The organism is Streptomyces sp. NPDC092369 (assembly GCF_044755245.1).
Classification (GTDB): Bacteria; Actinomycetota; Actinomycetes; order Streptomycetales; family Streptomycetaceae; genus Streptomyces.
Window position 1 is genome coordinate 46,715 of the sequence record NZ_JBIVQP010000009.1, and the last position, 18,407, is coordinate 65,121.

Consider the following 18,407-nt stretch of genomic DNA (forward strand, 5'->3'; position numbering starts at 1 on the left):
GGGCGGGCGTGGGTGGGATCAGCGGCTGAAGACGAGTTCGGCCTGGTCGCGTTTGGTGGTGTGCAGCTCCCAGTAGGCGGGGGAGATCTCCTCGGGCTCGGCCGTCGGGAATCCGGGGACGACCGACATGCCGATGGACACGTCGATGCCGACGTGGGCGGCCTGAACACCGGTGCCGTCCAGTTCCTTGTGCAGGTTGACCACCCAGTTGCGCAGAGCCGCCGCTGCGGCGTTGACGTTGGCGACCGCGGGGACGGGGTCGATCGACCCGGCACCGGTGGTGTAGAGCAGGGTGCCCGCCCCGGCCTCGCGCATGGCGGGCAGTACCGCCTTCGTGGCGGCTATCGCCCCGTACAGCTGGAACTCCAACTCGTGCTGCACATGCGAGGGGTCGGTCGCGCTCGGGGCGGTCAGGACGGTCGAATCGAAGCCGCCGACGGGGGAGTATTCCAGGACATCGATGCCGCCGAAGTGCGCGGCGGAGTCCTTGAGCGCCTGGGCGAGCGCGGCCCGGTCGAGGGCATCGGCGGGGAACGCGGCGGCGTTGATGCCGGCAGTGGCCAGTTCAGCGGCCAGGCCCTCCAGCTTGGCGCGGTTGCGGGCGATCAGTGCGACGTCGTAGCCCTGGGTGCCGAACGTGCGGGCGATGGCGAGGCCGAGCTGGGGACCGGCGCCGACGATAGCGATGGTGGGCATGGGGAAGCCTTTCGTGATGAAGATGGATAGGGCTTTCCGTTTTTGATCCGGAAAGCCCTATCCGGTTCGGGATCGAGCGTAGCACGACAATCGGATAGGGCTTTCCGGATTGCTAGTCTGGTCGGCATGAACCTCCGAGACCAGCACGTCGGCGGCATCGGCGACACGCCCCACTCCGCAGCCGCGCCCAAGCGCAGCGACGCCGAGCGCAACCGGGCACGGATCATCGTCGCCGCACGCGCGGTGTTCGGTCGCGACGGACTGAACGCGTCCATGGCCTCGGTCGCACGGGAGACGGGGGTGGGGGTAGCCACTCTCTTCCGTCACTTCCCCACCAAGGAGAACCTGGTCGTCGCGGTCTTCGCGGACCGTATGAAGGCGTACGCGCAGGCCACCACCGACGCCCTGGCCGACCCGGACCCGTGGAACGGCTTCACCGGCTACATCGAGGCCGTCTGCGGCATGCAGGCCGCCGACCGGGGCTTCGCCGACATACTGACCATGAGCTTCCCTGACGCCCAGGCCCTGGAATCACTCCGCGACCAGGCGTACCAGGGCTTCGTCGAACTCATCGGTCGCGCCAAGGAAGGCGGCCGACTTCGCGAGGACTTCACCAGCCGCGACCTCGTCCTCCTGCTGATGGCCAACGCCGGCGTGCTCAGCGCCACCGGCGACGCCGCCCCGGACGCCTGGCGCCGCTTCGTGGCCTGGATGATCCAGTCCTTCCAGGCCCCTGCCCGCGGTCCGCTGCCGGACCCGCCGGAGGATGCCGCGCTGTACGAGGCCATGCGCCGCGCCAGCCACAACGTCAACTCCCCCGAGACCGGGAAGCGGCGCTGAGCGAGGACGGTGAGCCACGTCCCGCTCCGCTGTCGACACGGGACAAGATCTATCCGGATCGGACTCGGCGGGCCGGGGCCGAACGGTCAGCTGACCCCGCCGGTTCCCGCTGTCCCGTCGATCGGGTCGGCGTCCGCGCGTTGGGGCACGACCGTGTACTTGGGGTCCTGCGCCGAGGCGACTCCGGCGGCGAAGACGCCGAAGCGGGTGCAGGCCGAGCCTGCGAGGAGGGCCAGGCCTGCGAGCACCGCTGCCGGGCGGCTGCGGTGGCCGAGGAGCAGACCCGTCGTGGCGCCCGTGGCGGTGAGCAGACGGGCGGTGCGCAACAGGGTGCCGGCCCGACCCTGCCGGTAGGTCTCGGCGACCATGCCCAGGCGCCGCTCGGCCGCACGGTTCGCGGCTTCCTCGGCACCGGCGGCGAGCACCGCGGCACAGCGGGCCGGTGCCGACTCGTGAACCGGGCCGAGAACCAAGGCCATGCCGGAGGCCGCCGCGGTGGCGGAGGCGGCGAACAGGTAGGGGAGTTCGCGGTGGGCGCCGTGCCAGGCGGGTACGGCGGTGTCCGCCGCCAGGACCGCCGTGTAGGAGGCGACCGCCGGGCCCAGCAGGGCCGCCGCCGCGGTGGCCGCCGCACCGGCCCGGGGCATCCGCCCGGTGGCAGCGGTGACGGCGGCCGCGGCTGCGGCGGGTCCGTAGCCGGCGAGGAGCCAGGAGCCCACGCTCATGGGAGAGGTCGGCTTGAGCACGCGCAGCATGTTGGGGAACCGGCTCGGCACCCCGAGGTCGTGCACGAGCGCGGCGGCGGAGAGCGAGACCGCGGCGAGGGAGGACATCTTCATCGCTGTGGCGGTCGTGGTACGCCCTGTGAGCTGGGCGCCCGCCGCGAGTACGGAGCCGGCGCCGGCGAGCCCGCCCAGGAAAAAGTACCCGGCGATGTCCTGCGCACTCCAGGACGGCGCCTTGATGATGGGGCGTCCGTAGTACGACTCGAACTCGGCGCGGGGGACCATGAGTTGCTCCCCGCGACGCCCACGGCGATCACGACGCCCACCGTGGCCGCGCTGCTCGTTCCGCTCCGTCGCCGTCAACGTGATCCCTTCCTTCCTCGGAGGGCGGGCAGTGCGAAGGAGAGCGCGAAGCCCCCGACCAGGGAGAGGGCCGCCGCGCCGGCGTGCTTCCACATGGTGGGGAGGTCCCGGGTGGTGACCACCGGGTTCGGGGGAAGTCCGTAGACCTCGGGTTTGTCGAGGAGCAGGAAGAACGCGCCGTCGCCGCCGACCCCGTCGTCGGGGTCGTGGCCGTACAACCGTGCACCCTCCACACCCGCCTCCTGCAGCTGGTCCACCCGCAGCGCGGCCCGTTCGCGCAGTTCGTCCAGCGGCCCGAACTGGATGGACTCCGTCGGGCAGGCCTTGGCGCACGCGGGTTCCTGTCCGGCGCCGAGCCGGTCGTAGCACATGGTGCACTTGAACGCCCGTCCGTCCTCGGGGCGTTGCTCGATGACGCCGTACGGGCAGGCGGGTACGCAGTAGCCGCAGCCGTTGCAGATGTCCTCCTGCACGACGACCGTGCCGAACTCGGTGCGGAAGAGGGAGCCGGTGGGGCAGACGTCGAGGCAGGCTGCGTGGGTGCAGTGCTTGCACACGTCGGACGACATCAGCCAGCGCATCTCCCCGGGCTCGGTGGGCTCGGCGGGAGGCTCGGACTCCGCATCCACCAGGTGGAGTTGCGTGCGTCCTTCCGGCGCCGGAATCTGCGGTTTCTGCTGCTCGATGAAGGCGACGTGGCGCCAGGTGGAGGCGCCGAGTCCCTGGGTGTTGTCGTAGCTCATGCCGGTGAGGGAGAGGCCGTCCTCCGGGATGGCGTTCCATTCCTTGCAGGCGACCTCGCAGGCCTTGCAGCCGATGCAGACGGAGGTGTCGGTGAAGAAGCCGACCCGGGGCGGGGGTTCGGGGTGGCCGGCGTCGCGTGCGGGGTCGGGTTCCGGGCCGCTCAGCAGATGACGGTCTGTCATTTCCTGGTCTCCGTCCCGGTGGTGGCGGTGATGCCCGCGCGGCTGCGGTATTCGGCGACCAGCTTCGGCAGGTCGGGGCCGCGTGGTCGGCGCCCGGGACGGATGTCGGCGGTCAGCGCCTTGTCCTCCTGGATGTGGGCGTTGGGATCGAGGGCGATGGCGACGAGTTCGTTGGCCGCGTCGCCGGTGGCCACGCCGTTGGGGCCCCAGTGGAAGGGCAGTCCGATCTGGTGGATCGTCCTGCCGTGCACGGTCAGGGGCGTGATCCGGGACGTGACCATGACGCGGGCCTCGATGGCGTTGCGGGCGGTGACGATGGTGGCCCAGCCCATGTGTTCGAGGCCGCGTTCGGCGGCCAGTTGCGGGGAGACCTCGCAGAAGAACTCCGGCTGGAGTTCGGAGAGATAGGGCGACCAGCGGCTCATGCCGCCGGCCGTGAAGTGCTCGGTGAGGCGGTGCGTGGTGATGACGTACGGGAAGACCTTGGCTCCCTTGTCGTCGCCGCTGGGGTGGTAGCGGTTGCCCTCGCGGGGCAGCAACTGGCGTACGGGGGAGCGAGGTGTGGAGGGGTGCAGGGCGTTGGTGAAGGGGGAGTCCTGCGGCTCGTAGTGGGTGGGGAGCGGGCCGTCCTCCAAGCCCGCGGGTGCGAACAGCCAGCCCTTGCCGTCGGCCTGCATGATGAACGGGTCGTCGCCGCGCAGGGCGTCGGGGCCGGTCGCGTCCTCGTCCGGTACGAAATTGGGGGCGCGGTCGGGCACGAAGTCCGGGACGTCGTGCCCGGTCCACTTCCCCTCGGCCTCGTCCCACCACACGTACGCCTTGCGCTCGCTCCAGGGCGTGCCGTCCGGGGCGGCAGACGCCCGGTTGTACAAGATGCGGCGGTTGGCGGGCCACGCCCAGGCCCATTCGGCGGCCACCCAGTCCTGTTCGCTTCCGGGCCTGCGGCGGGCGGCCTGGTTGACGCCGTCCGCGTACACGCCGCAGTAGATCCAGCAGCCGCACCGTGTCGAGCCGTCGTCCTTGAGCTCGGTGTACGCCGAGAGAGGTGCCCCGTCGGGTCCGTGGCCGTTGATCTCGGCGAGCACGGCGGCGGCGACGGGTTCGGCCAGCGGGCCGTCGACCGGATAGTCCCAGGTGAGGTCCTGTACGGGCCGGTCCATCGGGTCGGTTGAGGAGGCCAGCCGTTCCTTGATACGGCGGCCCAGGTGGTACATGAACCACAGGTCGCTGCGGGCGTCGCCCTCGGGCTCGACGGCCGCGTGGTGCCACTGCAGCCAGCGGTTGGTGTTGGTGAAGGAGCCGTTCTTCTCGGTGTGTGCGGCGGCCGGGAAGAAGAACACCTCGGTGCCGATGTCCTCGGTGCGCAGCTCGCCGGTCTCGATCTCCGGGCCGTCCTGCCACCAGGTCGCCGACTCGATGAGGGAGAAGTCGCGTACGACCAGCCACTCCAGGTTCGCCATGCCGAGCCGCTGGAGCCGTGTGTTGGCGGATCCCACCGCCGGGTTCTCGCCCATCAGGAAGTAGCCCTTGCACGCGCCGTCCAGCTGGGCCATCACGGTGTCGTAGGTGGAGTGGGAGCCGGTCAGGCGCGGCAGGTGGTCGAAGCAGAAGTCGTTGGCGGCGGTGGCCGCGTCGCCGTAGTACGCCTTGAGGAGGCTCACGAAGTAGGCCCGCATGTTGCCCCAGAAGCCCTTGTCGGTACGGCTGGCCTCGATGAACGCGTCCAGGTTCTCGTGCGCGTGGGCATGCGGCATCGGGAGGTAGCCCGGCAGCAGGTTGAAGAGGGTGGGGATGTCGCTGGAGCCCTGGATGGAGGCGTGGCCGCGCAGCGCCTGGATGCCGCCGCCGGGGCGGCCGATGTTGCCGAGCAGCAACTGGAGCACGCTTGCGGCCCGGATGTACTGGGCGCCGACCGAGTGCTGGGTCCACCCGACCGCGTACGCGAACGCGCTGGTGCGCTCGCGGCCCGAGTTGGCCGTCAGCGCCTCGCACACCTGGAGGAACTTCGCGCGGGGCACACCGCACACCTCCTCGACCAACTCCGGTGTGTAGCGGGCGTAGTGGCGCTTGAGGATCTGGTAGACGCAGCGCGGGTGCCGGAGTGTCTCGTCGCGGGGCGGCCACCCCGTGGTCTGCGCGCCGCCCGAGCCGTGCGCCTCCGGGCCGCCGGAGCCGTCGACGCGCTCCTCGTACTGCTCGTCGACCTCGCCGGTGGGCTGCTGCACCTCGACGTCCTGGTACTGCCAGCTCGACTGGTCGTAGTGGTGCTTGTCCTCGTCCAGACCGGAGAAGACGCCGTCGAGGTCCTCGGTGTCGCGGAAGTCCTCGCTCACCAGGGTGGCGGCGTTGGTGTAGGCGAGGACGTACTCGCGGAAGTCCTTCTCCTCGGTCAGGACGTGGTTGATGATCGCGCCCAGGAACGCGATGTCGCTTCCGGCCCGGATCGGGACGTGCAGGTCGGCCAGCGCGCTGGTACGGGTGAAGCGCGGGTCCACGTGGATGATCCGGGCGCCGCGTGCCTTGGCTTCCATCACCCACTGGAATCCCACGGGGTGCGCCTCGGCGAAGTTGGAGCCCTGGATGACGATGCAGTCGGAGTGCTGGAGGTCCTGCATGAAGGTGGTGGCGCCGCCCCGCCCGAAGGAGGTACCGAGCCCGGCGACCGTGGAGCTGTGGCAGACCCGGGCCTGGTTCTCCACCTGGACGATCCCGAGGCCGGTCAGCAGCTTCTTGATGAGGTAGTTCTCTTCGTTGTCGAGGGTCGCGCCGCCGAGACTGGCGATGCCGAGGGTGCGCGCGGTGCGCAGTCCCTCCGACTCCCACTCCCAGGTCCGGCGCCGCGTCTCGATCACCCGGTCGGCCACCATGTCCATGGCGGTGTCCAGGTCGAGGGGCTCCCAGTCGGTGGCGTACGGCCGCCGGTACAGCACCTCATGACGGCGGGCCGAGCCCGTGGTGAGCTGGAGCGTGGCTGATCCCTTGGGGCACAGGCGGCCCCGGCTGATGGGCGAGTCCGGGTCGCCCTCGATCTGGACGACCTTGTCGTCCTTGACGTAGACCTGCTGGCCGCAGCCCACCGCGCAGTAGGGGCAGACGGACTTCACCACCCGGTCGGCGGTGTCCGTGCGCGGCCGTAGCTTTCCGGTGTGCGCCGACATGGCGGCCCGGCCCCGACCCAGGGGATCGGTTCCGGTGAGCTGGCGGAAGGCGGGCCACTCACTGATCCATGTCCGCACACCCATGGTGTGTCCTTTCAGCTGCCCTGCCTGGTCGCCGGACCCGGGTACCCGCATCCGGCATCGGCAAGCAGAACCGGTGAGGGCGCAAGCGCCGACCGGCGGCGTCACTCCTTGTGGGGGCGGTCCTCGTCGCTCCACGCGCGGGTGTCACGGGGCGGGAGGTAGGGCTCCTCGTCCTTGGGGTGCCCGCCGGCGACGGCCCGTTGCCGGGCCAGTTCCGCGTCGAATTCGAGGCCGAGCAGGATCGCGATGTTGCTGATCCACAGCCACACCAGGAAGACGATCACGCCGGCGAGCGTGCCGTAGGTCTTGTTGTACGAGGAGAAGTGGGCCACGTAGAACGCGAAGCCCGCGGAGGCGATCATCCAGACCAGCAGGGCCAGCACGCTGCCCGGGGTGATCCAGCGGAGGCCGCGGCCTTTCACGTTCGGCGTCGCCCAGTACAGGATCGCGATCATGGCCATGACGAGGATGACCAGGACCGGCCACTTCGCGATCGACCACACCGTCAGCGTGGCGTCCCCGATGCCGAGCGCCGAACCGGCCGCCCGCGCGAGACCGCCCGTGAAGACCACGATCAGTGCGCTGACCACCGCCAGGACCAGCAGCACCACCGTGACGCCCACCCGGATCGGCAGCACCTTCCACACCGGACGGCCCTCGGGCATGTCGTAGACGACGTTGGCACTGCGGATGAACGCCGCGATATAGCCGGAGGCCGACCACACCGCGACCACGATGCCGATCACGGCCACGATCGAGCCAAGGTCACCGGGTCCTTGCAGCTGTTTGACGGCGTCGCCGATGATGTCCCGGGCCGAACTCGGCGCCAGCTTCTCGATGTTGTCCATGACCTGTTGCGTCGCCGACCTGCCCGCGATGCCGAGCAGGGAGACCAGGACCAGCAGCGCCGGGAACAGCGACAACACCCCGTAGTACGTCAACGCGGCGGCCCGGTCGGCGAGTTCGTCGGCCTGGAACTCCTTGACCGTACCCTTGAGCACCGCCCACCAGGACCGCATCGGCAGTCTGCTGGGCTTTTCCGGCGTACTACGCTCTGCCCGTTCTCCGGGCTCCGGTGTCTGTGGCATACCACCGGGGTATCCCGACCCGGCCCGCTCATGCCTCGGCCGGGAGGGTTCCTGCGCCCGTACGTCGACGCCCGCACGGCCAGGGGCCGGCGAGGGGCCCTGACACTGTCCGGGTCAGTCGTCCTCCGCGACCACCCGTACGGTCCGCAGCCGCTGGTCGGCCGCGTCCGGCAGGAACATGCCGGCCTCGACGCCGGAGCGCAGGTACGTGAGCACGGGCTCGGTGAGGCGTTCGCCGGGCAGGACCACCGGGATGCCGGGCGGGTAAGGGGTGATCATCTCCGCGGCGATCCTGCCGGCGGCCTCGGCAGCGGGGACCTTCGTGTGGCGCGCGAAGTAGGCGTCCCGGGGCAGCCGTGCCTGGTCCATCCGCAGGTCGGCGGGGGAGGGGACCGCGACCTGGGGAGCGTCCGACAGTTCGTCGGCATGATCCGCCAGGTCCCGCAGCGCGGTGAGGAGCCGGCCGGTGGTCTGCTCGTCGTCGGCGTGGGTGAGCTGTGCGCTGATGCGGCGGTGGTCGAAGAGGTGGGTGTCGAGGTGGTGGTGAGCCCGCAGCCAGTCGGCGGCGCGGTAGCCGCTGGTGCCCAGTTCGCTGATGTCCATGACCACCGGGAGCGGGTCGAAGTCGTGGGCGAGGTCGGGGCCGGTGAAGTCCTTCGCGTCGTTGACGTGGAAGCCGTCGATCGTCTCGATGGTGCCGCGGATGCGGGCGGCCAACTCCAGTGCGTGTCCCATGAGTTGGTGACCGTGCTGGACCATCTGCCGGCGCCAGGCGTCGATACCCGCGTAGATCAGGACGTTCGGGCTGGTCGTGCCGAGGAGGTCGGCCCGCGAGGCCAGTTCGGCGGGGTCGATGAGGTCACCCTGGAGGTGGAACACCGAGCCCTGTTCCAGGCCGCTGCCCATCTTGTGGACGCTGGTCACGCAGATGTCGGCGCCCGCGTCCATGGCCCATGTCGGCAGGTCGTCGTGAAAGGGGAGGTGCGCTCCCCACGCCTCGTCCACGACGAGCGGCTTGCCGCGCCGGTGGCAGACTTCGACGATCCCGACGAGGTCGGCGGCGGCACCGTAGGGGGTGGGGCTGGTGACCAGGGCGCCGTCGGCGTTCGGATGCTGTGCGAACGCCTTGTCGTAGTCGGCCGCTGAGGGGGCATGGGCGAGGTGTCGGGAGGTGTCCCACTGGGGCTCCACCCAGACGGGTTCGACGCCGGACAGGATGAGGCCGGCGACTACGGACTTGTGGGCGTCGCGTCCTACGAGGAGGCGTCGGCCGGGGCCGGTCACCGTCAGCATGGCGGCCTTGACCGACAGGGAACTGCCGCAGGTCGAGAAGAACGTGTGGTCCGCGTGCACCGCGTCGGCCATGAGGTTCTCGGCCCGCTCCAGGATGCCGCCCCGGGCCAGCCGGTCGTCCAGGCCGCCGTTGGCCAGGACATCGCCGTGGAAGACGGCGTCACCCAGGATCGCGCGGGCGCGTGGGTCGGCGCCACGCGCCCGTTTGTGTCCCGGCGGTGTGAATCCCAGCTCGTCCGCGTCCGCGTAGCGGGCGAGCGCTTCCAGAATCGGGGCCTCGTCTTGGTTCGCAGCCATGCAAAGCCGGGTTCCCCTCCGACCGGCGACCATGCGGACCGGCGGTGACTCCCGTCTGCGAGGCGATGATCTCCGTGATGAAGAGGAGCAGTGAGGCATCTGCGGGAACGGCCATCGACAGGGACAAAATGCCCGCTCGTCACAAGCACTGCGTGTGTCGTCAGGGCTGGTGCTGCTCCTGTGCGGTGCGGTGGCGTTCGTTGTAGGCGCGCGCCGCGCGGTCGTTGAGCGCACTGCCCACCGAGCGCAGGCGTTCCCCGAGGGTGCGGGGGGCTGCTGGCTCGACGTCGATGCCCGGACGCAGTTCCGGCTCGCCTTCCGCGGTCGGCAGCAGGCTGCTCACCGCGTGACTGAGGCGAGTGGTGAGTGCCGGGGCGAGGCCGTGCGCCTTGTCGGCGGCACGCGCGGCGGGGGTGAGTACGAGGCGGACGCGGCGGTGCTGGATCGCGGTGACGATGCGGTCGGCGGCGCGGCGGGCGTCCATCGAGATCAGCGGGGTGCCTGCGAGGGCCGAGAACCAGGCGAACTCGCGTCGCCGGTCACCGCCGAACACGGCGTGCAGATGGGAGCCGGTACGCATGAGTCCCGGATGGACGGCGGTCACGGAGACGCCGTCGCGTGCCGCCTCCGCGTGCAGGCCCTCGGCCAGCGCGCCCACGGCGGCCTTGGCGCAGGAGTACGGCAGCAGGTGGGGCACGGCGAGCAGTCCGCCCACCGACCCGACAAGTGCCAGCCTGCCGCCCGCCCGGCTCTTCCGCAGGTAGGGAAGTGCTTCGAGGCAGGTGTGCAGGGCGCCGTGGAAGATGGTGCTCATCGCATCGTCGAATCCGGCCGTGCCGACGGTCTCTGCCGGTGCGACCTGGATGATGCCGGCGTTGGCGACGACGACGTCCACGCCTTCGCAGGCCGCCGCGGTGCGGCGGAACAGGTCTGCCACGTCTTTCCTGTCGCGCACGTCGCACACGGTGGTGCGGACGGCTGCCCCCGGATGTCGCCGCCGCAGGAGTTCATCGGCGCGGGTGAGTTCGGCGGCGTCGCGCGCGGCGAGCGTCACCTCGCAGCCGCGGCGTACCAGCTCGTCCGCGATGAGCAGGCCCAGACCGCGGGAGCCTCCGGTGACCACGGCGGAGAGGCCGCTGAGGGACTCCGCGCCATGAGATGGAGACAGTGTCGGCATGGCTCTCTCTCCTCGTCTGCGAGCCCTGCGAAGCGGGCGGTGGGCGCACCCGTGACCGGACGGGATGCCGCCGAGCCGCCCGGGTACCCTCCGTCCCAACGGGCATCCCGATCCCGTTCTACCGGTCCTGCGGCTCAGCGCCCGTGATCGCGTGGGAGGCGGCAGCGGCGCGCAGGCGCTCCAGGAGTGCCGTCTGGCGGTCGGCGCGTTCCGTGAGGAAGTCGAGGTGCTCGGGGTAGAGGCGTTCGTCGGTCTCGGCGACCGCGCGCAGAGTCCGCCAGCAGGCCGCCTTGCCTGTCACGCCGACGAGAAGCGACTCCAGCTCCAGGACGTCGCTCAGCGGGGAGCGGGAGAAGAGGTGGCCGTTCGGCTTCAGGCGACCGGCCTTCTCGGCCAGCCAGCCGAGCGCGACCTTCGGGTGGTCGGTGGACATCTCCAGGTCGTCCATGATTCCCAGCAGCGACTGGCGGTCCTGTTCGATCTCCCGGGCCAACTCGGCCAGTGCCGGTTCTCCCTTCTGGGCCTGAGCTGCCCGGCGCGCGAGCTGGACGCCGCCGGTGGCGCCCGCCAGGTGGTCGTTGAGATAGACGGCCAGCAGCGCGTTCCCCCTCGGCGCTTTTCCGGCCGCTTCGGCGGAGGCGTCCGCCGCGCCCGCCGCGCCTCCCTCGTGCGTACCGCCGGTCGCACCCATCTCGCGGCCGACGTCGGCGTTCAACTCGGCCCAGCTCTTCTCGAACTTGGCCAGCCCCTCGCGTTCCAGGGTGTCGGTGACGTCCGCGAAGTCCACGCCGATCCGCTCCAGCGCCGCGAAGTGCTCCCGCGCCGCCGCGTAGTCGTCGACCGCCGGGTCGTGCCGGGGGAGCGTGCCGTGGTCGGCGAACGCGGCCAGGGTGCTGCCGGGCATGGTGTTCACGGTGCCGGCGATGGCCAGCTCACTGACGTACATCGTGTCGGGATAGGCCGGGTCCTTGACCCCGGTGGACGCCCAGAGCGGGCGCTGTGGCCGGGCTCCGGCCTCGGCCAGCCGCTGCCGGAGCGAATCCGAGGCCGCCGATTCGTAGGACTGATAGGCCAGGCGGGCGTTGGCGATCGCGGCCCGGCCCTTGAGCGCGAGGGCTTCAGGTGTGCCGATGGCGTCGAGGCGGCGGTCCACCTCGGTGTCCACGCGGGAGACGAAGAACGAGGCGACCGAGTGGATGTCCGTCAGATCGTGTCCGGCCTGCCAGGCCTGTTCCAGGCCGGCCGTGTAGGCGTCCATCACCGCGCGGTAGCGCTCCAGGGAGAAGATCAGCGTGACGTTGACGCTGATCCCGCGCGCTATGACCTCCGTGATCGCCTGGAGCCCCTCGCGGGTGGCGGGGATCTTGACGAAAAGGTTCGGCTCGGCCACGGCCTCCCACAGCTTCACTGCCTGCTCGACGGTGGCATCGGCATCCTTCGCCAGCCGGGGGTCGACCTCGATGGAGACCCGTCCGTCGACGCCCTCGGTCCTTTCGTGGATCGGAGCCAGGACACGGCAGGCGGCCCGTACGTCGTCGGTGGTGAGGGCGAAGACGGCGTCGTCGACACTCGCCCCCTCGTCGGCCAGTCGGCGGAGTTGCTCGGTGTAGCGGTCTCCGCGGGACAGGGCGGAGGCGAAGATCGTGGGGTTCGTCGTGACCCCCACGACATGCCGTTCGGCGATCAGCTTCTCCAGCTCACCGCCGGCCAGCAGCTCGCGGGAGAGGTCGTCGAGCCAGATGGACACGCCGGCGGCTGCGAGGTCGGCGAGCGGGTCGGACGTAGGGGGATGCGACATGCGGGACCTCCAAGAGAGGGGAAAGCGGGCGGGGCGAGGATCATCGCCCCGCCTGGACTGCTGCTGAGGTCATTCGTGCGCGCTGGGCACCCGGAGGGGGTCGTGGGGCGCTTCGGCCTTGGCGGCACTGAGCTCCTCGCCCAGTTCGCCCAGCCGTTTGCGGCCGAGAGCGGAGCGGACCTGGGGGAACCACTCCTTCTCCTCCTCCTCGACGTGGTGGCGCACGTTCTCGATGAGAACGGTCATCTTGGCGTCGAAGCGTTCGTCCTCGGCGTCCAGGCCTGCCAGTTCGGAGAGCATCCACAGCACGACGTGGTGTTCCTCGACGCTCTCCAGGACGTGGTCGGTGGTGTCCGGCACGGCCGCGCGGGCGGCGGGATAGAAGATCTTCTCCTCGATCCAGGCGTGCACGGTCAGCTCCTCGATCACCTTGTCGGCGATCTTTCGCTTTGTCTTGTAGGCGCGGTCACCAGCATTCTCGAACTCCTTGAAGAGCTTCTCGACGGTCTGGTGGTCGTCCTTGAGCAGCACGATCGCGTCCATGGATCCTCCTTCGCTTCGTCGGACACGCCTCCCGGAATGCGAGGGCGCCTCCGTCCTGGGGAAACCTGCGGAACCATCCGGAACACCGAAGGGTCCCTCGGCTCCACGCTCCGATTACCCCTCTCGGCGTGACCGACCCATGAAGGCGGGGGCCGACCGGAAATACGGACATCGGCTCAGCTCAGGGTCAGCAGAAGGACGGCGCCGGCAGCGCTCAGCAGGCCGACCGCCCCTGTGTCCGGGTCATGGGCTCACGTAGGACAGTGACACCGGGAACCGTAGGGATGGCCGGGTAGAGGCCAGGACGATCAGTCCGTCGATGGGCACCCGCGCGCCCGCCGCGCGACCTCGTGTCGCCGCGTGCCGCCGCCGGAGACGAGCCACTGCGCAGGCAGGGTGATGCCGATGCCCGCCCAGGCCCCGGGGGCCGGTCGCCCGGAAAGCACACGCCGCACAGCACGGACAACGCCACTCCGGTGACGGCGCTCACGGGGACCATCACACTCATCGCACTACGGCTCAGACTGAAGCGTGGTGCCGGACGAGCTGATCGGCCAGACCTCGGGCCTGTGCCAGCAGAGCGCCGTGCGTCGCCAGCGACTCGGGATCGTCGCGCACGGTGGCGGGCAGGCACCGGTCGAGTTCGGCAAGACTGCGGCGCAACTCGTCGGCTTCCTCACGCAGGGCGCTGTCAGCGGTGTGCTCGAAGCCGGTTCCCGCGAGTCGGGTCCGGCCGTAGAGCCCGATGGCCTGGCCGGTGTGGCGCAGGAAATCGGCGTAGAGGCCGGTGATCTGCGGGTCGGTGTGCGCCGGTGTGCCGTCGCGGCCGGCGCTCTCCAGCAAGGTGCGGGTCACGCCCGCGACGTGCACGGCGGCTTGGTCCAGCACGCCCAGTGCGTCGTCGTACTCCTTACCGGGCCCAGCGATGCTTCCGGCACCGTGTCCGCGGTGATTGCCCCGCATGCTCTCGCGGCTCCAAGCGATCGCGGAGCGGGCCTGATCGACCAGGCGTTCCAGCCGCAGTGCGCGCTCGTGTCCACTCCCGGCCGCCTGGCTGTCCCACTCGCCGTTGGCCAGTCCGTCGGCCACCGTGTGGAGCACCTCCTGCGCCTCGTGGGCGGCGTCCCGGAGCGCGGCGCGGGCATCACGCAAGTAGACCGGAGGCCGGATGAGTGCGTTGACGGTGAGGCCGACCACCGCGCCGAAAGCCGCCTCCGCGATGCGCGCCCCCGACGTGGCCAGCGTGACCTGGCCGTCGGTCAGGACGAACAGCGCGCCGGTGGCGGCATAGATGCCCTGATTGCCCAGACGGTGCCACTGCGCCAGCAGCAGCACCGCCGGAAGCACCAGGGCCATGGCGATCATCGAACTGCCCAGAGCCAACGCCACGAGCGTCGCCACCACGGTGCCCGCCGCGATCGCCGCCACTTGTTGCAGCCCGTGGGCGAGCGATCGGTACACCGTCGACTCCACCAGCACGACCGCCACCCACGGAGCGACGAACGCCACCGGAGCCTGCAGCCACCACCCCGCCACCGCCCAGGCCAGACAGGCGGCGAAGGTCGCCTTGGCCGCCTGCATCACCAGGTCGCGTTCGCGACCCGGCTCCCGCCACGCGCGCCGCACCGCCTGGACCGGCCTCGCGCCGCGGCACCGAACAAACCCAGTTGCCCAAGTAGTGCACTTCATGAAGCTGCAAGTTCCATGCGGGGCACGGATGATGCCTATCTGTGGGGATCTTCACGGACATCGGTGAAGGCGAACGGCACAGGACACCCGCGATCGTCCCGCCTCGGCCGCGGACCCCTTCCAAGCGTGGGATACGGGGAACGGGCGGGTGTGGGCGTGGAGTTCGTAGGGGGCGTCACCTGCCGGGTCGGCAGGTGACGCCCCCTACGGATACTCACCTCAGGGTTGCGGCCTGAGACGAGCGACGGGACGGCGGCGGAAGACGTCGATCGTGCCACCCGACCTGTCTGTTTCCCCTAGAAGTAATGCCTGCGTCCGCCGACCGCGCGACCGGTCGAGCCGAGTATCCACAGGATTGCTCCGACCACGATGAGTACTCCGCCGATCGTGGTGAGCAGCGAGAGGCCGACGAGCATGCCGACGATGAGCAAGATGAGACCGAGGACAATCATGACGAATCCGATCTTCGTGTGTCTGCGGTGGGTACGGACCTCATGTCTCATCAGGCCCGCAGCAACTTCTCCGTGCCTGCCCCGCGATCCCGGGCAGCGGATTTCTGTTGTGTCATCTCCCGGTGCCCGGTTCTTCACCGCTCATGCATGCGGCGACGGAGAGTACTCATCGTCCAGATGCTCCAGAACGTGCTCACGCCCGGCGTCACGCACCGCGTCGGCGTCGCATCTGGCCTCGAACGCCTGGTGTCGACGGGCAGGATCTGCCCTGTGACCTGCGGTGACGTCTCTTCGTTTGTCACACAACACACGGTGATCAGCGGTGACCGTACCTGGCTGTCAGCCGACCTGGACCGAGCACTCTCCCTGGACCAGGCGCAGCACGTCGCCGGAAGACAGACGGGTGCCCTGCCTCGCACATCGCGGGGGCGCGCGTGGCAGGGCTCGCTCGATCGGCTGCTCCTACTGTGCGAACTGGAACCAGTTGAGGTTGACCAGGTCCCCCGAGCCGCTGGTGGTGAAGGTGGCGTAGAGGGTGTGCACACCCGTGGCGGTGGCGGACAGGTTGACCTTGGGACTTGTCCAGGTCTGCCAGCCGCCGGTGGTGGTGACCGGGACGGTGGCGACGACGGGCCCGGTCGTGCTGTCGAGGCGGTATTGCACCGTGCCGGTGGTCGCGGAAGCTGACGCGAGCCGTGTCGTCACCGACGCGGCGCCTGCCGACCCGAAGTCCACTCCGCTGTAGGCGAGCCAGTCGCCCGCGGTGATGTACCCCACGTCCTGGCCGCCGCCGGTGTCCGTCGTCGTCTCCGTCTGCGTCCCGGACTGCGAGGTGTAACTCTCCGCCTGTGTCACGTCGTAGGCGCTGTGGTTCTGCGGTGCTCCATAGGTGAGCCCGTACCCGAAGGGGAACAGGGGTGTCTTTCCGTCGCCGTCGTTGATGGGCTGCTGGCTTGCCGACTGCATCCAGGTGCTGGGGAGTTTGCCGGTCGGTGCGTAGTCGCCGAAGAGGACGTCGGAGACGCCGTTGCCCTCGGTTCCCGGCAGCCAGGAGGCGAGCAGGGCGTTCCAGTTGGGCAGTTGGGCGGCGATGTCCAGAGGGCGTCCGGACACGAGCACGACGATCACCGGTACCCCGGAGGCTCTGAGGGTGGCGATGGTGTTGAGGTCGGTGGAGTCGAGGCTCATCGAGCCGGGCCGGTCTCCGGCGCCCTCGGCGTAGGGAGTCTCGCCGACGACGGCGACGGCCGCTTTGTAGGAGCTGTCGATGCCCGTTCCGTTGGCGTTGTAGGTGACGGTGGTGCCCGTTCCTGCGGCGGACCGGATCCCTTGCAAAACGGTGGTGCCGGGTGTGGTGGCGCCGCTGCCGCCCTGCCATGACATGGTCCAGCCGCCGGACTGGTAGCCGATGTTGTCGGCGCTCTTGCCGGCCACGAAGATCTTGTTGTTGGTCTTCGCCAGCGGAAGGATGTTCCCGGAGTTCTTCAGCAGGACCTGCGACTCGCGCACGGCTTGGCGGGCGAGCGCCCGGTGGGCGGCGGATCCGACCGTCGGGGTGTAGCTGCGGTCGGTCAACGGCTTCTCGAACAGGCCGAGTTGGAACTTCTTGGTGAGGATGCGCCGGTTGGCGTCGTCGATGCGTGACATCGGCACATGGCCGTTCTGTACTTCCGCTCGCAGGGTGGTGATGAACCGCTGCCAGTCGGTGGGCACCATGACCATGTCGATGCCGGCGTTGATCGCCTGGCTCACTTCGGCCGCGGTGAAGCCGGCCTGGCCGTCGATCTCGTCGATGCCGTTCCAGTCGGAGACGACGAAGCCGGAGAAGCCGAGTTCGCCCTTGAGCAGCGTGGTGATGAGGTACTGGTTGCCGTGGTCCTTCACGCCGTTCCAGCTGTTGTACGAGATCATGACCGAGCCGACGCCGCGCCGGACGGCCTCCTGGAAGGGCGGCAGATGGGTGGCCCGGAGCTGCGCCTCGGTGAGGGTCGCGTTGCCAGCGTTGACGCCGTTGTCGGTTCCGCCGTCGCCGATGAAGTGCTTGGCGGTGGCCAGCACGGACCCGGGTGCGTTGAGGGAGCTGCCCTGCATGCCGTCGATGTAGCTGGTCATCATCGTGGCCACTTCGGGCTTCTCGCCGAAGGATTCGTAGCTACGGCCCCATCGGTCGTTGCGTACGACGCACAGGCAGGGCGAGAAGTCCCAGTCGATGCCGGTGCCCGACACCTCCTGCGCCGTGGCCTGACCGATCTGCTGGACCAGGGCGGGGTCGCGCGTGGCGCCCAGACCGATGTTGTGCGGGAAGATCGTGGCGCCGTAGACGTTGTTGTGGCCGTGCACGGCATCGACGCCGTAGATGATCGGGATGCCGAGGCGGCTGGTCAGCGCGGCGTTCTGGAAACCGTCGTACATGTTCGCCCAGGACGTCGCGTTGTTGGGCGAAGGTGCGGAGCCGCCGCCGGAGAGCAGCGATCCGAGCCCGTACGCGGGGACGTTGGCGGTGGTGACGGAGGCGCGCTCGGCCTGAGTCATCTGGCCGATCTTCTCGTCCAGGGTCATCCGGGAGAGCAGATCCTCCACCCGGGTCGGCACGGGCAGCGTCGGGTCGCGGTACGGCTCCCCGGCGGCGTGGGCCGGCAGGACCTGTAGGCCGGTCACGACCAAGGAAGCGGCGAATGCCAACGCCGCTGCGGCTCTGGGGACCTTGAGGGCGGCTGTTCGCACAGTGTGTCTCCCGTCTCGGGGGGAAGGGCACGTCGGTCACTACGTCCCGGGAACCGCCCGGGGCCTTGCCTCGTGCACGGCACCGGTCCGGGTCGGCCCGGCGACGTCACTGCTGGTTGGCGCCAGAGTGCGGGCCGGGCGGTGCCGGAGGCGGCGTGACGCACTGTGCGGCGGCGGATTTCCTCTCGTCGGCCGCGGGATGAAAGGGAAGAGGCGCTCGCATGGGGCGGACGAGCCGTCAGGTATCCCTCGGGAAGCGGTGGTGCGGCGGTGTCCGACAGGTTTTCAGAGGAATTGAACAATCCTCCTGAAGAGGGGTCAAGGTCCGTACCAATACTGGTGAGTCGGGGGAGTCGTGCGTGTTAGTCGCTTCCAGCACCAGGAGGCGCCGCGCCGACGGCGCGTTCTGCGGCCATGCCGCGTTCTCGACGTACGTGGAGAAGGCTCCGTCGTACAGGATTCGAGGCGGGGGGCGCTCCACACTGGCACCCCGGCGGGCGCACCAGGCCCCGTCGCGGCTGCGATCTGGTTGGTTCGGTCGCTGGGGTGTGGGA

The 18,407-nt window shown here is 69.9% G+C and carries 12 protein-coding genes and 1 pseudogene; 1 reads left to right on the forward strand and 12 read right to left on the reverse strand.

What is annotated here, in order from left to right; all coding sequences use genetic code 11:
- Positions 1–18: 18 nt before the first annotated feature.
- Positions 19–696: an SDR family NAD(P)-dependent oxidoreductase gene (locus ACIQI8_RS41045; RefSeq protein ID WP_402362964.1), complete on the reverse strand. Its 678-nt coding sequence runs from the start codon at positions 694–696 to the stop codon at positions 19–21.
- 126 nt (positions 697–822) lie between these two features.
- On the opposite strand from ACIQI8_RS41045, the gene ACIQI8_RS41050 reads away from it, so the two are divergent.
- Positions 823–1,536, forward strand: coding sequence for a TetR/AcrR family transcriptional regulator (locus ACIQI8_RS41050; RefSeq protein ID WP_402362967.1), 714 nt, complete (start codon positions 823–825; stop codon positions 1,534–1,536).
- 86 nt (positions 1,537–1,622) lie between these two features.
- Here ACIQI8_RS41050 and nrfD read toward each other — a convergent pair whose 3' ends face one another.
- From nrfD to ACIQI8_RS41105, 11 genes and pseudogenes are all read right to left on the reverse strand, one after another.
- Positions 1,623–2,546 carry an NrfD/PsrC family molybdoenzyme membrane anchor subunit gene (gene nrfD / locus ACIQI8_RS41055; protein ID WP_402362970.1) on the reverse strand — a complete coding sequence of 308 codons (924 nt, stop codon included), beginning with the start codon at positions 2,544–2,546 and terminating at the stop codon, positions 1,623–1,625.
- 74 nt (positions 2,547–2,620) lie between these two features.
- The gene (locus ACIQI8_RS41060) at positions 2,621–3,550 is read right to left on the reverse strand and encodes a 4Fe-4S dicluster domain-containing protein (protein ID WP_402362973.1); all 930 of its coding nucleotides are present in this window, start codon (positions 3,548–3,550) and stop codon (positions 2,621–2,623) included.
- A complete protein-coding gene (gene fdh, locus ACIQI8_RS41065; protein WP_402362976.1) occupies positions 3,547–6,792 on the reverse strand; it encodes a formate dehydrogenase in 3,246 nt (1,081 codons plus the stop codon). Before fdh ends, ACIQI8_RS41060 begins: the two co-directional genes overlap by 4 nt.
- 101 nt (positions 6,793–6,893) lie before the next feature.
- Entirely contained in the window at positions 6,894–7,880 is a 987-nt protein-coding gene (locus tag ACIQI8_RS41070; protein ID WP_402362979.1) for a YihY/virulence factor BrkB family protein, read from the reverse strand.
- Between the two features lie 114 nt (positions 7,881–7,994).
- Positions 7,995–9,470, reverse strand: a complete 1,476-nt coding sequence (locus ACIQI8_RS41075; protein ID WP_402362982.1) for an aminotransferase class I/II-fold pyridoxal phosphate-dependent enzyme — start codon at positions 9,468–9,470, stop codon at positions 7,995–7,997.
- Between the two features lie 160 nt (positions 9,471–9,630).
- Positions 9,631–10,647: an SDR family NAD(P)-dependent oxidoreductase gene (locus ACIQI8_RS41080; RefSeq protein ID WP_402362986.1), complete on the reverse strand. Its 1,017-nt coding sequence runs from the start codon at positions 10,645–10,647 to the stop codon at positions 9,631–9,633.
- A 676-nt stretch (positions 10,648–11,323) separates the two neighbouring features.
- Positions 11,324–12,445 (reverse strand): annotated as a pseudogene (gene tal, locus ACIQI8_RS41085) (transaldolase); the annotation flags it as partial.
- Between the two features lie 69 nt (positions 12,446–12,514).
- Positions 12,515–12,988 carry a hemerythrin domain-containing protein gene (locus ACIQI8_RS41090; protein ID WP_402362989.1) on the reverse strand — a complete coding sequence of 158 codons (474 nt, stop codon included), beginning with the start codon at positions 12,986–12,988 and terminating at the stop codon, positions 12,515–12,517.
- A gap of 519 nt (positions 12,989–13,507) precedes the next feature.
- Positions 13,508–14,677: an aromatic acid exporter family protein gene (locus tag ACIQI8_RS41095; RefSeq protein WP_402362992.1), complete on the reverse strand. Its 1,170-nt coding sequence runs from the start codon at positions 14,675–14,677 to the stop codon at positions 13,508–13,510.
- Positions 14,678–14,973: 296 nt separating this feature from the next.
- A complete protein-coding gene (locus ACIQI8_RS41100) occupies positions 14,974–15,129 on the reverse strand; it encodes a DUF6131 family protein (protein WP_402362995.1) in 156 nt (51 codons plus the stop codon).
- A 462-nt stretch (positions 15,130–15,591) separates the two neighbouring features.
- Positions 15,592–17,787: a glycoside hydrolase family 3 N-terminal domain-containing protein gene (locus ACIQI8_RS41105; protein ID WP_402362998.1), complete on the reverse strand. Its 2,196-nt coding sequence runs from the start codon at positions 17,785–17,787 to the stop codon at positions 15,592–15,594.
- Positions 17,788–18,407: the final 620 nt, after the last annotated feature.

What these genes read in the sequence shown, in the direction of transcription:
- ACIQI8_RS41070 (WP_402362979.1), bottom strand. Translation starts at nt 7,880, where the DNA reads ATGCCACAGACACCGGAGCCCGGAGAACGGGCAGAGCGTAGTACGCCG.
- ACIQI8_RS41090 (WP_402362989.1), bottom strand. Translation starts at nt 12,988, where the DNA reads ATGGACGCGATCGTGCTGCTCAAGGACGACCACCAGACCGTCGAGAAG.
- ACIQI8_RS41075 (WP_402362982.1), bottom strand. Translation starts at nt 9,470, where the DNA reads ATGGCTGCGAACCAAGACGAGGCCCCGATTCTGGAAGCGCTCGCCCGC.
- ACIQI8_RS41080 (WP_402362986.1), bottom strand. Translation starts at nt 10,647, where the DNA reads ATGCCGACACTGTCTCCATCTCATGGCGCGGAGTCCCTCAGCGGCCTC.
- nrfD (WP_402362970.1), bottom strand. Translation starts at nt 2,546, where the DNA reads ATGGTCCCCCGCGCCGAGTTCGAGTCGTACTACGGACGCCCCATCATC.
- ACIQI8_RS41095 (WP_402362992.1), bottom strand. Translation starts at nt 14,677, where the DNA reads ATGAAGTGCACTACTTGGGCAACTGGGTTTGTTCGGTGCCGCGGCGCG.
- ACIQI8_RS41050 (WP_402362967.1), top strand. Translation starts at nt 823, where the DNA reads ATGAACCTCCGAGACCAGCACGTCGGCGGCATCGGCGACACGCCCCAC.
- fdh (WP_402362976.1), bottom strand. Translation starts at nt 6,792, where the DNA reads ATGGGTGTGCGGACATGGATCAGTGAGTGGCCCGCCTTCCGCCAGCTC.
- ACIQI8_RS41045 (WP_402362964.1), bottom strand. Translation starts at nt 696, where the DNA reads ATGCCCACCATCGCTATCGTCGGCGCCGGTCCCCAGCTCGGCCTCGCC.
- ACIQI8_RS41060 (WP_402362973.1), bottom strand. Translation starts at nt 3,550, where the DNA reads ATGACAGACCGTCATCTGCTGAGCGGCCCGGAACCCGACCCCGCACGC.
- ACIQI8_RS41100 (WP_402362995.1), bottom strand. Translation starts at nt 15,129, where the DNA reads ATGATTGTCCTCGGTCTCATCTTGCTCATCGTCGGCATGCTCGTCGGC.